We start from the raw sequence: 14,138 nt of genomic DNA, 5'->3' as shown, positions 1-14,138 counted from the left end.
TTTTGTGGGGTGTGTGGGTGTTTTTATAAAGCGGGGGGGGGGGGGGGGGGGCCCCCCCCGCGGGGTTTTTGTGCGGGGTGGGGGGGCGTTGCCCCCCCCCCCCCCCCCCCCGGCACTTTACATCACTCGTCGCCGTTAAAACCCGCACGGTTCAGCAGGAACTGCGACAGCAGCGCCACTGGACGACCGGTTGCGCCTTTGGCCTTACCGGAGCGCCATGCGGTGCCCGCGATATCCAGGTGCGCCCAGTTGTACTTGCGGGTGAAGCGCGCCAGGAAGCAGCCCGCGGTGATCGCACCGCCAGGACGTCCGCCAATGTTCGCCATATCCGCAAAGTTAGACTCCAGCTGATCCTGGTACTCGTCACCCAGCGGCAGACGCCACGCGCGGTCCCCGGCCTGCTCTGAGGCACCAATAAGCTCGTGCGCCAGCGGGTTGTGGTTCGACATCAGGCCGGTGATGTGGTGGCCTAGCGCAATCACGCAGGCACCGGTGAGGGTCGCGACGTCAATCACCGCTTCAGGCTCGAAGCGCTCAACGTAGGTCAGCACGTCACACAGGACCAGACGGCCTTCGGCGTCGGTGTTCAGCACTTCAACGGTCTGGCCGGACATGGTGGTCAGGACGTCACCCGGACGATAGGCGCGGCCGCCAGGCATGTTTTCGCAGCCCGCCAGGACGCCGATCACGTTGATGGGCAGCTGAAGTTCCGCGACCATGCGCATGACGCCGTAAACCGCCGCCGCACCGCACATGTCGTATTTCATCTCGTCCATGCCTTCGGCTGGCTTGATGGAGATACCGCCGGAGTCGAAGGTCAGGCCTTTACCGACGAGCACGACAGGGCGCGCGTCTTCGGACGGATTGCCTTTGTACTCAATGACCGACATCAGGGATTCATTCTGTGAGCCGTTACCGACCGCCAGGTAAGAGTGCATGCCCAGCTCTTTCATCTGCTGTTCGCCGATGACGCGGGTAATGACGTTTTTGCTGTAGGCGTCGGCCAGCTGGCGCGCCTGAGAGGCCAGGTACGCCGCGTTACAGATGTTAGGCGGCATGTTGCCGAGATCTTTCGCCGCTTTAATGCCGGCAGCGATTGCCAGACCGTGCTGGATCGCGCGTTCGCCGCTGGTCAGTTCGCGACGGGTTGGTACGTTAAAGACCATTTTACGCAGCGGACGACGCGGCTCGCTTTTGTTGGTTTTCAGCTGATCGAAGCTGTACAGGCTCTCTTTTGCGGTTTCGACCGCCTGACGCACTTTCCAGTAGGTGTTGCGCCCTTTGACGTGCAGCTCGGTCAGGAAGCAGACGGCTTCCATTGAACCGGTATCATTCAGTGTGTTGATTGTTTTCTGAATCACCTGCTTATACTGACGTTCATCCAGCTCGCGTTCTTTGCCGCAGCCAATCAGCAGAATACGCTCTGACAGTACGTTCGGAACATGGTGCAGTAACAGCGTCTGCCCAGGTTTGCCTTCCAGTTCGCCACGGCGCAGCAGGGCGCTAATATAGCCGTCACTGATTTTATCGAGTTGTTCGGCGATCGGGGAGAGTCGGCGTGGTTCAAAGACGCCCACAACGATGCAGGCACTCCGCTGTTTCTCCGGGCTACCACTTTTTACACTGAACTCCATGCACTACGCTCCTGAATCTTAAAGACAACGGCGGCTGCTACGGATAGAATTGAAACCTTTCGTAACTCATGTCCGCTGTTGTGGTGACTTCGTGTTAATCTTACGTTACTACGGTTTCGACACGTCAGAAAAAGTCCTGAAGCGTGAATCCGCTGGATGTTTTAATCTTAGCGATGATTTCGACGACTCAAGAGAATAAATGACGTTTAAGCCATGAAACAAGCGAAATTCCTGCAAAGAGACGGGTTTTTACGGGCGTATTTAAAGTGATAATCATAAGATATCTGGTGCGGGAGACGCTCAAAAGCCAACTGGCGATCCTCTTCATCCTGCTGCTGATTTTTTTCTGTCAGAAGCTGGTTAAGATCCTCGGTGCGGCCGTTGACGGCGAAATTCCAACAAATCTGGTGCTTTCCCTGCTTGGGTTAGGGATCCCGGAAATGGCGCAGCTCATCCTGCCGCTAAGTCTTTTCCTTGGCCTGCTCATGACGCTTGGGAAACTCTACACCGAGAGTGAAATCACGGTGATGCATGCCTGCGGCCTAAGCAAAGCCGTACTGGTGAAAGCGGCCATGATACTGGCGCTGTTCACGGGTATCGTTGCGGCGGTGAATGTGATGTGGGCGGGCCCTATGTCTTCCCGTCATCAGGACGAAGTGCTGGCCGAAGCGAAAGCCAACCCCGGCATGGCGGCGCTAGCCCAGGGGCAGTTCCAGCAGGCGACCGACGGCAACTCCGTGCTGTTTATCGAGAGCGTTGACGGCAGTAAATTCAACGACGTATTTTTGGCGCAACTGCGTCCGAAAGGTAACGCGCGTCCATCAGTCGTGGTAGCAGACTCCGGTCAGCTTGCTCAGCGCAAAGATGGTTCTCAGATCGTGACGCTGAACAAAGGCACCCGGTTCGAAGGCACCGCGATGCTGCGCGACTTCCGCATTACGGATTTCCAGAACTATCAGGCCATTATCGGCCACCAGGCGGTGGCGCTCGATCCCACGGATACCGAGCAAATGGACATGCGTACCCTGTGGAATACCGATACCGACAGAGCGCGCGCTGAGTTCCACTGGCGCATAACGCTCGTCTTCACCGTGTTTATGATGGCGCTGATTGTCGTCCCGCTGAGCGTGGTGAACCCGCGCCAGGGGCGCGTGCTCTCTATGCTGCCGGCGATGCTGCTTTATCTGATCTATTTCCTGCTGCAAACCTCGATTCGTTCTAACGGCGCGAAGGGCAAGCTGGACCCTATGGTCTGGACATGGTTCGTCAACAGCCTGTACATCTTACTGGCGCTGGGATTAAACCTGTGGGATACGGTGCCTGTGCGCCGCATACGTGCCCGATTCTCGCGTAAAGGAGCCATCTAATGCAGGCGTTTGGCGTTCTTGATCGCTATATCGGTAAAACCATTTTTACCACCATCATGATGACGTTATTCATGCTGGTGTCGCTCTCCGGCATTATCAAATTTGTCGATCAGCTGAAAAAAGCCGGACAGGGGAGCTATGACGCGCTGGGCGCGGGGATGTATACCCTGCTCAGCGTGCCGAAAGATGTGCAGATCTTCTTCCCGATGGCGGCCCTGCTGGGGGCGCTGCTGGGGCTGGGTATGCTGGCGCAGCGCAGCGAGCTGGTCGTTATGCAGGCCTCGGGTTTTACCCGCATGCAGGTCGCGCTGTCGGTAATGAAAACCGCCATCCCACTGGTGCTGTTGACCATGGCGATTGGCGAGTGGGTCGCGCCGCAGGGCGAACAGATGGCGCGTAACTATCGTGCTCAGGCCATGTACGGCGGCTCACTGCTCTCGACTCAGCAAGGTTTATGGGCGAAAGACGGTAAAAACTTCGTCTACATCGAACGGGTGAAGGGGAATGATGAACTGGGCGGGGTGAGCATCTACGCTTTCGATGACCAGCGTCGCCTGCAGTCCGTACGCCACGCCTCGTCGGCGAAGTTTGACGCCGAGCATAAGCAGTGGCGCCTGTCCCAGGTGGATGAATCTGACCTGACCGATCCGAAACAGATCGCCGGTTCCCAGACGGTAACCGGTACGTGGAAGACCAACCTGACGCCCGATAAGCTCGGCGTTGTGGCGCTGGATCCTGACGCGCTCTCCATCAGCGGTTTGCACAACTATGTGAAATACCTGAAGTCGAGCGGACAGGATGCGGGGCGTTATCAGCTCAACATGTGGAGCAAAATCTTCCAGCCGATGTCCGTGGCGGTAATGATGCTGATGGCGCTGTCGTTTATCTTCGGCCCGCTGCGCAGCGTGCCGATGGGCGTGCGCGTCGTGACCGGCATCAGCTTCGGCTTTGTGTTCTACGTGCTCGACCAGATCTTCGGTCCGCTGACGCTGGTTTATGGCATTCCGCCGATTATCGGCGCCCTGCTGCCAAGCGCCAGCTTCCTCCTGATCAGCCTGTGGCTGCTGCTGAAGCGCTCCTGACTCACCTCTCCTCGCTTCCGGTTGACCGGGAGCGAGGCTAATCTCCTGTTTCACGCCGCACTTTTTCTCACAACCTTCAACGCCTCGCCCTGAATTTGAGTATTATTGAGCGATAACGTCGTGAAGGGATCCTCTATGAAGCAAATCCGAATGCTTGCCCAGTATTACGTCGACCTGATGATGAAGCTTGGGCTGGTGCGTTTTTCCATGCTGCTTGCGCTGGCGCTGGTCGTTCTGGCCATTGTCGTGCAAATGGCCGTTACCATGGTTCTGCATGGCCAGGTCGAGAGTATCGACGTCATCCGCTCCATCTTCTTTGGCCTGCTCATTACGCCCTGGGCGGTCTATTTCCTTTCCGTAGTGGTTGAACAGCTGGAAGAGTCCCGCCAGCGTTTGTCTAAGCTGGTCGATAAGCTGGAGGAGATGCGCGAGCGCGACCTGAAGCTCAACGTCCAGCTCAAAGACAACATTGCGCAGCTGAACCAGGAGATCTCAGACCGTGAGAAGGCGGAGGCCGAGCGTCAGGCCACGCTGGAGCAGCTGAAAATCGAAATGAAAGAGCGCGAGGTGACGCAGATCCAGCTTGAGCAGCAGTCCTCTTTCCTGCGCTCGTTCCTCGATGCGTCGCCGGATCTGGTTTTCTACCGTAACGAAGATAAAGAGTTCTCCGGCTGTAACCGGGCGATGGAGCTGCTCACCGGGAAAAGCGAGAAGCAGCTGATTCACCTGAAGCCGCAGGACGTTTACTCTGAAGAGGCGGCGGCCAAGGTTATGGAGACGGACGAAAAAGTCTTCCGCCATAACGTCTCGCTGACCTATGAACAGTGGCTGGACTACCCGGACGGACGCAAAGCCTGCTTTGAGATCCGTAAGGTGCCCTACTATGACCGCGTGGGGAAACGCCACGGCCTGATGGGCTTTGGCCGCGATATCACCGAGCGTAAGCGCTATCAGGATGCCCTGGAGCGCGCCAGCCGCGACAAGACCACCTTCATCTCCACCATCAGCCACGAGCTGCGTACACCGCTTAACGGCATTGTCGGGCTGAGCCGTATTCTGCTGGATACCGACCTGACCGCAGAGCAGGAAAAATACCTCAAGACTATCCATGTCTCAGCGGTCACGCTGGGGAATATCTTCAACGATATTATTGATATGGATAAGATGGAGCGCCGTAAGGTTCAGCTTGATAACCAGCCTGTTGATTTCACCAGCTTCCTTGCCGATCTGGAAAACCTGTCCGGCCTGCAGGCGCAGCAGAAGGGACTGAGCTTTGTTATGGAGCCCACCCTGCCGCTGCCGCATAAAGTGGTGACTGACGGCACGCGTCTGCGCCAGATCCTGTGGAACCTGATCAGCAACGCGGTGAAATTTACCCAGAAGGGGCAGGTGGCGGTACGCATCCGCTATGACGAAGGCGACATGCTGCACTTCGAGGTAGAGGACTCCGGGATGGGTATTCCGCTGGAGGAGCAGGACAAGATCTTCGCCATGTACTATCAGGTGAAGGACAGCAACGGCGGGAAACCGGCGACCGGGACAGGCATTGGCCTGGCGGTCTCTAAACGACTGGCGAAGAGTATGGGGGGCGATATCACCGTGGCCAGCCAGCCGGGCAAAGGGTCTACCTTCACGCTGACGGTGCATGCGCCGGCGGTGGCGGAAGAGGTAGAAGATACCTTTGAAAACGACGATATGCCGCTGCCTGCCCTGCACGTCCTGCTGGTGGAAGATATTGAGCTGAACGTGATCGTGGCGCGCTCCGTGCTGGAAAAACTGGGCAATAGCGTGGATGTCGCGATGACCGGAAAGGCCGCGCTCGAAATGTTTAAACCGGGCGAATACGATCTTGTCCTGCTGGATATTCAGCTGCCGGATATGACCGGGCTGGATATCTCGCGTGAGCTGACGCGTCAGTATGCGGCCGACGAACTGCCGCCGCTGGTGGCGTTGACGGCGAACGTACTGAAAGATAAAAAAGAGTATCTCGATGCCGGTATGGATGATGTACTCAGCAAGCCGCTGGCGGTGCCTGCTCTGACCGCTATGATCAAAAAGTTCTGGGATACCCATGATGAAGAGGAGAGCACCATGACGTCTGTTGATAGCGCAAAAGCCCAAACGATACTCGATACCGCGATGCTGGAGCAGTACATCGATCTGGTCGGCCCGAAACTGATTACCGACGGCCTGACGGTGTTCGAAAAAATGATGCCGGGCTATCTGAGCGTGCTGGAATCAAACCTGACGGCGCGCGACCAGAAGGGCATCGTGGAAGAAGGTCATAAAATCAAAGGTGCAGCCGGCTCGGTTGGGTTGCGCCACCTGCAGCAGCTGGGTCAACAGATTCAGTCGCCTGATTTACCTGCATGGGAAGATAACGTGGGTGATTGGGTTGAAGAGATGAAGCAAGAGTGGCAAAACGATGTTGCGGTGCTTAAAGCCTGGGTCGACGCCAGAAAAAAATGACCCCGGCTTAACCGGGGTGCGCGAATACTGCGCCAACACCAGGGAAATCGTGGCTGCGCCTGTTTTTTAAAGTTATTTTCGAAAGGGCGCCGCCTGAAAAATTTAGGCCGCACGCAGATAAGATAGCAAATCTTAAATGGTTTGTTACATGAATCAGTGAAATGTGTGAAGCATAGCGTTTTAATCAAAATTATTAATGTGCTTCAGCAAGTTGCAGAAAAGGATTGTCATGATGAAAAAGATTGGTGTCGTGCTGAGCGGGTGCGGTGTTTACGATGGTTCTGAGATACATGAAGCCGTCATTACGCTGTTGGCCCTGGCTAAACAGGGGGCAGAGGTGATTTGTTTTGCGCCCGATAAAAACCAGGCGGATGTGATTAATCATCTGACCGGCGAGCCGATGGCGGAAACCCGCAACGTACTGATTGAGGCCGCGCGTATTGCGCGGGGCGATATCCATCCTCTTATTCAGGCAGACCCTACAGAGCTTGATGCGCTCATTGTGCCGGGTGGCTTTGGCGCGGCCAAAAATCTCAGTACCTTTGCCGCACAGGGGGCGGAGTGCCAGATCGATCCTCATCTTAAGGCGCTGTCGCAGGCCATGCATGCAGCAGGAAAACCGCTGGGCTTTATCTGCATCGCGCCGGCAATGCTGCCGAGGATTTTTGATTTTCCGCTGCGCCTGACTATCGGGACGGATATTGATACCGCAGAGATCGTCGAGGAAATGGGGGGCGAACACGTTCCGTGCCCGGTTGATGACATTGTGGTTGATGAAGATAACAAAATTGTCACCACGCCGGCGTATATGCTGGCGAATAACATCGCAGAAGCTGCCGCAGGTATTGAAAAGCTGGTAGCCCGCGTGCTGGTGCTGACGGAATGAGGCGACACGCTTCCGCAGGAAAATGGGTGAAATACCTTCTTTTGCGCCTCTTCCTCGTGCTGGCGGTGTTCTGGGGCGGCGGACTGGCGGTGTTCAGCATTTTGCCGGTGCCGTTCTCTGCCGTGATGGTTGAGCGCCAGCTCGGCGCGTGGTTCAGCGGTAATTTCGGCTATGTCGCCCATTCTGACTGGGTAAGCATGGACGAGATCTCGCCGTTCATGGGGCTGGCGGTCATCGCGGCGGAGGATCAGAAATTCCCGGAGCACTGGGGATTCGATGTGGCCGCGATTGAGAAGGCACTGGCGCATAACGAACGTCATGAAAACCGCGTGCGTGGCGCGTCAACGTTGTCGCAGCAGACGGCCAAAAATCTGTTTCTGTGGGACGGCCGCAGCTGGGTGCGAAAGGGGCTGGAAGCGGGATTAACTCTGGGCATGGAAACGGTCTGGAGCAAAAAGCGCATTCTGACCGTATATCTCAACGTTGCCGAGTTTGGCGACGGGGTATTTGGTGTCGAAGCCGCATCACAACGCTATTTTAATAAACCCGCCAGCAAGCTGAGCATGTCGGAGGCGGCGCTGCTCGCGGCTGTTCTGCCTAATCCCATCCGTTTTAAAGCCAGTGCCCCATCAGGCTACGTGCGTAGCCGTCAGGCGTGGATCATGCGCCAGATGCGTCAGCTAGGTGGGGAAGGGTTTATGGAGAGCAACAAACTTATGTAGGGCGGGTAAGCGCAGCGCCACCCGCCTGAAGGAAAGAGACCTTAATCTTCGTCGAACCCTGCGTTAAACAGGGCAATCACCGCCGCCAGCGCTTCCTCTTCCTGAGGACCGGTGGCTTCGACTTCAATCTGGCGCCCTTTGGCAGAGTCCAGCATCAGCAGCGCGATGACGCTGTTCGCCTCCGCCTCGGTGCCTTCGTCATTGCGCAACAGAACCTCTGCATCGAAACCCTGCATCAGCTCAAACAGCTTCATCGCTGGGCGCGCATGCATACCCAGCTTGTTGGTGATCTCAACGGTTTGTTTTACGGTCATGTTTTACGTTTTTCCAGCGTGCGATGACGGGACTGAACGTTCTTCCCGCGCGAGCGGAAATAGTCGGCCAGCTGTTCGGCGATGTAAACCGAACGATGTTTACCGCCGGTACAGCCAATCGCCACCGTCAGATAGCTACGATTGTTTGTCTCCAGCATAGGTAACCATAGCTCAAGGTAGCTTCGCGTCTGGTAGATAAAATTGTGAACTTCTGTGTGCCGGTCGAGGAAGGCCGCGACGGGTTTATCCAGGCCGGTCATGGGACGCAGCTTTGGATCCCAGTGCGGGTTGGGCAGGAAGCGCACGTCGAAAACATAATCCGCATCGATCGGAATACCGTGCTTAAAGCCGAAGGATTCGAACACCATCGTCAGTTCACGCTCGCGCTTACCCAGCAGCCGGGTACGCAGCATTTCCGCCAGCTCGTGAACGGACATCTCAGAGGTGTCGACAATCAGGTCGGCACGAGAACGCAGCGGCTCCAGCAGGTCGCTCTCTTCATCGATCGCGCTCTCGAGAGAGAGGTTCTTACTGGATAGCGGGTGTAAACGACGGGTATCGCTGTAGCGGCGGATCAGCGTATTGCGATCGGCATCGAGGAACAGCAGCTGAGGCGAGAACGCGTCAGGCAGGTTGCTCATGGCCTGTTCGAAGATCTCTGGCGATTCCGGCATGTTACGGACGTCGATACTGACGGCGGCAGAGGTTTGTCTCTCCGCAAGCGTGCGGGCCAGGTCAGGCAATAACACGACCGGCAGGTTATCGACGCAGTAAAAACCCATGTCTTCCAGGGCGCGCAGAGCAACGGATTTCCCCGACCCTGAACGACCGCTGACAATCATCAGCACCATGTTCCGTTTCTCCTCAGGACAACAGATGTGAAGGCCATCTCCTGGTTATGCATCATCCTGATTGCCTTCTGCTTCAGTGATAATTTGATAGAGCTCTTCATCACTTTGGGCCGAACGCAGTCGACGGCAAATGGTTTTATCGGCCAGACGCTTAGCGACCAGCGACAGCGTATGCAGATGGGTTTTCGTCTGATCGGCAGGCACCAGCAGCGCGAAGAGGAGATCGACGGGCTGGTTATCAATGGCATCAAAAGCGATGGGTGTTTCAAGCTGCACAAACACGCCCACGGCACGAAGGGTATCCTCTTCCAGTTTGCCGTGCGGGATCGCGATGCCGTTGCCGATACCGGTACTGCCCATTTTTTCACGGGTCAGAATCGCTTCGAAAACCACCTGCGGCGGCAGGCCAAGCTGTTTTGCGGCCAGTTCACTGATAATCTCCAGCGCACGTTTTTTGCTCTGGCAGTGAACCGCACTGCGGGTACATTCCTGGTTAAGGACATTGCTCAGTTGAAGAGCGGAATCGTTGTTCATCATAATTTCACCTAAGCGCTAACTGTACAAATGGCCTGTTGTGTTTCACAACAGGCCGTCCTGCACCCGTTAACTGCCCGGACAATTAGTGTTGTTTCAGTTTATCTTTATGTTTATTGAGCTGTCGCGCAAGCTTATCAATCAAGCCGTCGATAGCAGCGTACATGTCTTGCCCTTCCGCACTGGCATGCAATTCACCCCCGTTAACGTGCAGGGTGGCATCCGAGATATGAGTCACTTTCTCCACTTTCAACACAATATAGACCTGATTAATCCTTTCGAAATACTGCTCGAGTTTTGCAAACTTCGCGTTCACGAAGTCGCGTAAAGCCTCAGTAATTTCGACGTTTTGTCCAGTGATGTTGAGCTGCATAGTGTCTTCCTTATCGGTTGTGTCAGACCAGCTGTTTACGCTGGTTGGACGGCGGAATGGATAAAGACTCTCGATACTTCGCAACAGTACGGCGCGCCACCATAATACCCTGATCGGACAGCATGGTGGTTAACTTACTGTCGCTTAGCGGCTTCGCGGGGTTCTCCGCGGCGATCAACTTCTTCACCAGCGCGCGAATGGCCGTTGACGACGCTTCGCCGCCGCCCTCGGTATTCACATGGCTGGAGAAGAAATACTTAAGCTCAAAAATACCGCGTGGACTGTGCAGATACTTCTGCGTGGTGACACGGGAAATGGTTGATTCATGCATCTCGACGGCCTGGGCGATATCCGCCAGCACCATCGGTTTCATATACTCTTCGCCCTGCTCAAAAAAAGCCTGCTGCTGTTCGACAATACAGCGGCTGACGCGCAGCAGCGTATCATTTCGACTCTCCAGACTTTTGATCAGCCATCGCGCTTCCTGAAGATTGCTGCGAATATATTGATTGTCGGAGTCGTTACGCACGCTGGTGCACATGGAGGCATACTGCTGGTTGATTTGCAGGCGAGGAATGCTGTCTGAATTCAGTTCAACGACCCAGCGGCCATTGTGTTTCCTGACCAGCACATCCGGGATCACGTATTCCGGCTCGCTGGTCTGGATCGACTGCCCCGGGCGCGGATCGAGCGACTGGATCAGGTTCACCGCTTCTTTCAGCACCTCTTCCTTCAGGCGCGTGACGCGCATCAGGGAGCGGAAATCGTGGTTCGCCAGCAGATCCAGATGATCGCTGATGATTAGGCGCGCCTCGTCGAGCCATGGCGTCTCTTTGCTGAACTGAGAAAGCTGGATCAACAGGCAGTCGCGCAGATCTTTTGCGGCTACGCCGACCGGATCGAAACGCTGGATGCGCTTCAGAACGGCTTCAACTTCCTCAAGCTCAATATCATCATCGCCCATGCTTTCCAGAATATCGTCGAGGGTGACGGTCAGATAGCCGGTGTCATCGACGGCATCGACAATGGAGGTGGCAATCGCGCGGTCGGTATCGGAGAAGGGGGTGAGTTCCACCTGCCACATCAGGTAATCCTGCAGCGACTGGGTGGTTTCTCCCTGATAAACCGGTAGCTCATCGTCCTGGTAGTCTGCACGCGTACCGGAAGGCGTTCCGGCGGTGTAGATTTCATCCCAGCTGGCATCCAGCGGAAGCTCGTCGGGCATCTCTTTTTGTTCGAGTGCGTCCGCGGTGTCGAGCGCTTCTGTATCCTGCGATTGCTGGGTATCTACCTCGTCATGAAGATCGGTTTGTTCCAGCAGGGGGTTGCTGTCCAGCGCCTGCTGGAGCTCCTGCTGAAGTTCTAACGTGGACAGTTGCAACAGGCGAATTGCCTGCTGTAGCTGCGGCGTCATCGCCAGTTGTTGGCTGAGCCTTAATTGCAAACCTTGCTTCATGTTCAGAGCATTTTTCTCCGGTTCGGCGTTACGTTACCTCTACCCTATCAGAGTCTGAAGTCTTCCCCAAGATAGACGCGCTTAACATGATCGTCTTCGAGGATCTGCTGCGGCGTACCGTGGGCGATCAAATTGCCCTGGCTCACAATATACGCGCGTTCACACACGGCCAGCGTTTCACGGACGTTATGGTCGGTGATCAGTACGCCAAGCCCGCTGTCGCGCAGGTGTTCAATGATACGTTTAATGTCGATAACCGAGATCGGGTCAACGCCCGCAAACGGTTCATCCAGCAGGATAAATTTCGGGTTGGCGGCCAGCGCGCGAGCAATCTCAACACGACGGCGTTCGCCCCCGGAGAGCGCCTGACCGAGGCTGTCGCGCAGGTGCTCAATGTGGAACTCTTCCATCAGCTCGTTGGCACGGTCCTGACGCTGTTCGCTGGTCAGATCGTTACGAATTTGCAGGACCGCCATCAGGTTATCGTAAACGCTAAGACGACGGAAAATGGAGGCTTCCTGCGGCAGATAGCCGATCCCGCGACGCGCGCGCGCGTGCAGCGGCAGCAGGCTGATGTCTTCATCGTCAATGATAATGTTGCCGGCATCGCGCGGCACAATTCCAACGACCATGTAGAAGGTGGTGGTTTTACCCGCACCGTTGGGGCCAAGCAGCCCTACAATTTCGCCGGAGTTGACGGTCAGACTGACATCTTCTACGACACGGCGGCCCTTGTAGGCCTTCGCGAGATTTTTTGCAGTTAATGTTGCCATAACGAATTAGTTACTCTTCTTCTGTGCCGGGGCCTGGCCTTTGCCTTTGTCCTGCAGCTGCGACGGAACCAGTACGGTGGTGACGCGTTTGCCTTTCTCGCTCGAGGCCTGCATTTTTTGCTCTTTAACCAGATAGGTGATCTGGTCGCCGGTAATGTTGCTGTCCAGCTGTTCCAGATACGCATTTCCGGTCAGGATGACCAGGTCCTTCGCCAGCTCATAGTGCATATGCGAAGCGTGGCCTTTCACCGGCTTGCCGTTGTCCTGCATCTGGTAGAAGGTGGCCGGGTTGCCGTAACCATCAATGATCTCTTTGCCCTGCTCGCCACCCGGACGGGTCACGACCACTTTGTCGGCGTTAATTTTGATGGTGCCCTGAGTCATGACGACGTTACCGGTGAAGGTGACGACGTTCCCCTGCATATCGAGGGACTGAGTGTCGGACTCGATATGGATCGGCTGGTCGGTATCGCCCGTTACAGCAAGCGCGGGGAGACTGGTCGCCAGCATCGCGCTGGCGATAATTACTTTAAGGCTGAGTTTGTTTGTTTTGAATTTCATAGGAGGTTCTAACCTTTTCAATCAGCTCGGCGTTTTTGCTGCGTAAGTTCCCGCGCATTCTCAAACCGCTGGAATTAAATGTTGTGCCATACAGTGTGACCAGATCCTGCGAGGTCACGTCCTGGGTAACCAGGTTGATCTGAGCATTATCCGTCGTAATTTTTCGCAGTTGCGAGTCCGCGGTCAGGGCGTTGACTTCAACGTGGCCATATAGATAAAGCATACGGTCATTTGTCAGTTTTGCCCGATCTGACTTAATTGACCACGTCGGCACTTTGTCTTTATCAAATGTGGTCATAACGGGCTGGGTAAACCATGAAACACCGTCATCTGAAAAATATTCAACATGCTGGGCAATCAGGCGATAGTTCAGCGCGCCTTCCGGGCTATAGACCACGGTGTCGCTGTGATCGCTTTTATAGGTTGGATCGTTATTGTTGATCGCTTCCGTTTGCGTTTCGTCGCGATCGGCAAGGTTCACGCCAATCAATACCAGTGCGACAAGCGCAAGCAAAATGATAATCCAACGTCTGGTTTTACTCATATCGATTGCCCTTTGGCCTCATCAAGCTTGCCCTGCGCCAGCAGAAGCAGATCGCAGACTTCACGGACGGCACCGCGGCCACCGTTGATGTGGGTAACGTAGTCCGCGCGCGGGATCAGAAGCGGATGCGCATCAGCAACGGCGATACTCAGCCCGACTTCAGCCATCACGGGCCAGTCAATCAGATCGTCCCCGACGTAGGCCACCTTTTCTGGTGCGATAGCCAGTTTACCCAGTAAATCCTTAAACGCCGCCATTTTATCGGATTGACCTTGATAAAGATGGGTAATGCCTAAGGTTTCACAGCGATCTTCTACCAGTTTAGCGTTTCGCCCGGTGATGATCGCCACCTCAATACCGGAGGTGAGCGCACAGCGGATACCGTAGCCGTCGCGAACGTTAAACGCTTTCAGCTCTTCACCATTGTTGCCCATGTAGATCAGACCATCGGAAAGTACCCCATCCACATCCAGAATGAGCAGACGAATGTTTTCCGCCTTTGCCATCATTTGGGTACTCACCGGGCCATAACAGGTTGCAAGGGATGCACCCGCATTACTCATTGTCTTATC

The 14,138-nt window shown here is 55.5% G+C and carries 15 protein-coding genes; 5 read left to right on the top strand and 10 right to left on the bottom strand.

Going from position 1 to position 14,138, the window contains the following annotated elements:
- Window positions 1-122: 122 nt before the first annotated feature.
- Window positions 123-1,634 carry a leucyl aminopeptidase gene (pepA, locus tag L6R44_RS13520; protein WP_032642395.1) on the bottom strand — a complete coding sequence of 504 codons (1,512 nt, stop codon included), beginning with the start codon at window positions 1,632-1,634 and terminating at the stop codon, window positions 123-125.
- Between the two features lie 266 nt (window positions 1,635-1,900).
- Here pepA and lptF point away from each other — a divergent pair, with 266 nt between their 5' ends.
- The 5 genes from lptF to mtgA all read left to right on the top strand — a co-directional run bounded on the left by lptF (window position 1,901) and on the right by mtgA (window position 8,160).
- Window positions 1,901-3,001 carry an LPS export ABC transporter permease LptF gene (gene lptF / locus L6R44_RS13515; protein WP_024906345.1) on the top strand — a complete coding sequence of 367 codons (1,101 nt, stop codon included), beginning with the start codon at window positions 1,901-1,903 and terminating at the stop codon, window positions 2,999-3,001.
- Complete coding sequence (gene lptG / locus L6R44_RS13510) at window positions 3,001-4,083, top strand: LPS export ABC transporter permease LptG (RefSeq protein WP_032642392.1); 1,083 nt, start codon at window positions 3,001-3,003, stop codon at window positions 4,081-4,083. Before lptF ends, lptG begins: the two co-directional genes overlap by 1 nt.
- Window positions 4,084-4,218: 135 nt before the next feature.
- On the top strand, window positions 4,219-6,552 hold the full coding sequence (arcB, locus tag L6R44_RS13505; protein WP_237424500.1) for an aerobic respiration two-component sensor histidine kinase ArcB: 2,334 nt from the start codon (window positions 4,219-4,221) through the stop codon (window positions 6,550-6,552).
- 232 nt (window positions 6,553-6,784) lie between these two features.
- Window positions 6,785-7,438, top strand: a complete 654-nt coding sequence (gene elbB / locus L6R44_RS13500; protein WP_237424504.1) for an isoprenoid biosynthesis glyoxalase ElbB — start codon at window positions 6,785-6,787, stop codon at window positions 7,436-7,438.
- On the top strand, window positions 7,435-8,160 hold the full coding sequence (gene mtgA / locus L6R44_RS13495) for a monofunctional biosynthetic peptidoglycan transglycosylase (RefSeq protein ID WP_237424499.1): 726 nt from the start codon (window positions 7,435-7,437) through the stop codon (window positions 8,158-8,160). The genes elbB and mtgA overlap by 4 nt, the downstream gene beginning before the upstream one ends.
- Before the next feature lie 41 nt (window positions 8,161-8,201).
- Here the strand turns inward: mtgA and npr are convergent, their stop codons facing one another.
- From npr to kdsC, 9 genes are all read right to left on the bottom strand, one after another.
- Entirely contained in the window at window positions 8,202-8,474 is a 273-nt protein-coding gene (npr, locus tag L6R44_RS13490; protein WP_003861872.1) for a PTS phosphocarrier protein NPr, read from the bottom strand.
- Window positions 8,471-9,325 carry an RNase adapter RapZ gene (gene rapZ, locus L6R44_RS13485; RefSeq protein WP_014885397.1) on the bottom strand — a complete coding sequence of 285 codons (855 nt, stop codon included), beginning with the start codon at window positions 9,323-9,325 and terminating at the stop codon, window positions 8,471-8,473. The genes npr and rapZ overlap by 4 nt, the downstream gene beginning before the upstream one ends.
- A 45-nt stretch (window positions 9,326-9,370) precedes the next feature.
- Window positions 9,371-9,862: a PTS IIA-like nitrogen regulatory protein PtsN gene (gene ptsN, locus L6R44_RS13480; protein ID WP_008501443.1), complete on the bottom strand. Its 492-nt coding sequence runs from the start codon at window positions 9,860-9,862 to the stop codon at window positions 9,371-9,373.
- 82 nt (window positions 9,863-9,944) lie between these two features.
- Window positions 9,945-10,232, bottom strand: coding sequence for a ribosome hibernation promoting factor (hpf, locus tag L6R44_RS13475; RefSeq protein WP_008501444.1), 288 nt, complete (start codon window positions 10,230-10,232; stop codon window positions 9,945-9,947).
- A 22-nt stretch (window positions 10,233-10,254) separates the two neighbouring features.
- Complete coding sequence (rpoN, locus tag L6R44_RS13470; protein ID WP_032642383.1) at window positions 10,255-11,688, bottom strand: RNA polymerase factor sigma-54; 1,434 nt, start codon at window positions 11,686-11,688, stop codon at window positions 10,255-10,257.
- A gap of 47 nt (window positions 11,689-11,735) precedes the next feature.
- On the bottom strand, window positions 11,736-12,461 hold the full coding sequence (gene lptB, locus L6R44_RS13465; protein ID WP_023309359.1) for an LPS export ABC transporter ATP-binding protein: 726 nt from the start codon (window positions 12,459-12,461) through the stop codon (window positions 11,736-11,738).
- A gap of 6 nt (window positions 12,462-12,467) precedes the next feature.
- Window positions 12,468-13,022, bottom strand: coding sequence for a lipopolysaccharide ABC transporter substrate-binding protein LptA (gene lptA / locus L6R44_RS13460; protein WP_023309358.1), 555 nt, complete (start codon window positions 13,020-13,022; stop codon window positions 12,468-12,470).
- Window positions 12,991-13,566, bottom strand: coding sequence for an LPS export ABC transporter periplasmic protein LptC (gene lptC, locus L6R44_RS13455; protein ID WP_032642380.1), 576 nt, complete (start codon window positions 13,564-13,566; stop codon window positions 12,991-12,993). Before lptC ends, lptA begins: the two co-directional genes overlap by 32 nt.
- Entirely contained in the window at window positions 13,563-14,129 is a 567-nt protein-coding gene (gene kdsC / locus L6R44_RS13450; RefSeq protein ID WP_237424503.1) for a 3-deoxy-manno-octulosonate-8-phosphatase KdsC, read from the bottom strand. Before kdsC ends, lptC begins: the two co-directional genes overlap by 4 nt.
- Window positions 14,130-14,138: the final 9 nt, after the last annotated feature.

The sequence above is a fragment of the Enterobacter cloacae complex sp. ECC445 genome, assembly GCF_021892025.1.
GTDB classification, from domain to species: Bacteria; Pseudomonadota; Gammaproteobacteria; order Enterobacterales; family Enterobacteriaceae; genus Enterobacter; species Enterobacter chengduensis.
The sequence above is the reverse complement of the archived record's forward strand: the minus strand, read 5'-3'. Positions and strand labels throughout refer to the sequence as shown.

Coding starts and splice junctions, on each gene's coding strand:
- pepA (WP_032642395.1), bottom strand. CDS start 1,634: ATGGAGTTCAGTGTAAAAAGTGGTAGCCCGGAGAAACAGCGGAGTGCC.
- lptG (WP_032642392.1), top strand. CDS start 3,001: ATGCAGGCGTTTGGCGTTCTTGATCGCTATATCGGTAAAACCATTTTT.
- arcB (WP_237424500.1), top strand. CDS start 4,219: ATGAAGCAAATCCGAATGCTTGCCCAGTATTACGTCGACCTGATGATG.
- elbB (WP_237424504.1), top strand. CDS start 6,785: ATGAAAAAGATTGGTGTCGTGCTGAGCGGGTGCGGTGTTTACGATGGT.
- mtgA (WP_237424499.1), top strand. CDS start 7,435: ATGAGGCGACACGCTTCCGCAGGAAAATGGGTGAAATACCTTCTTTTG.
- npr (WP_003861872.1), bottom strand. CDS start 8,474: ATGACCGTAAAACAAACCGTTGAGATCACCAACAAGCTGGGTATGCAT.
- rapZ (WP_014885397.1), bottom strand. CDS start 9,325: ATGGTGCTGATGATTGTCAGCGGTCGTTCAGGGTCGGGGAAATCCGTT.
- ptsN (WP_008501443.1), bottom strand. CDS start 9,862: ATGATGAACAACGATTCCGCTCTTCAACTGAGCAATGTCCTTAACCAG.
- hpf (WP_008501444.1), bottom strand. CDS start 10,232: ATGCAGCTCAACATCACTGGACAAAACGTCGAAATTACTGAGGCTTTA.
- rpoN (WP_032642383.1), bottom strand. CDS start 11,688: ATGAAGCAAGGTTTGCAATTAAGGCTCAGCCAACAACTGGCGATGACG.
- lptB (WP_023309359.1), bottom strand. CDS start 12,461: ATGGCAACATTAACTGCAAAAAATCTCGCGAAGGCCTACAAGGGCCGC.
- lptA (WP_023309358.1), bottom strand. CDS start 13,022: ATGAAATTCAAAACAAACAAACTCAGCCTTAAAGTAATTATCGCCAGC.
- lptC (WP_032642380.1), bottom strand. CDS start 13,566: ATGAGTAAAACCAGACGTTGGATTATCATTTTGCTTGCGCTTGTCGCA.
- kdsC (WP_237424503.1), bottom strand. CDS start 14,129: ATGAGTAATGCGGGTGCATCCCTTGCAACCTGTTATGGCCCGGTGAGT.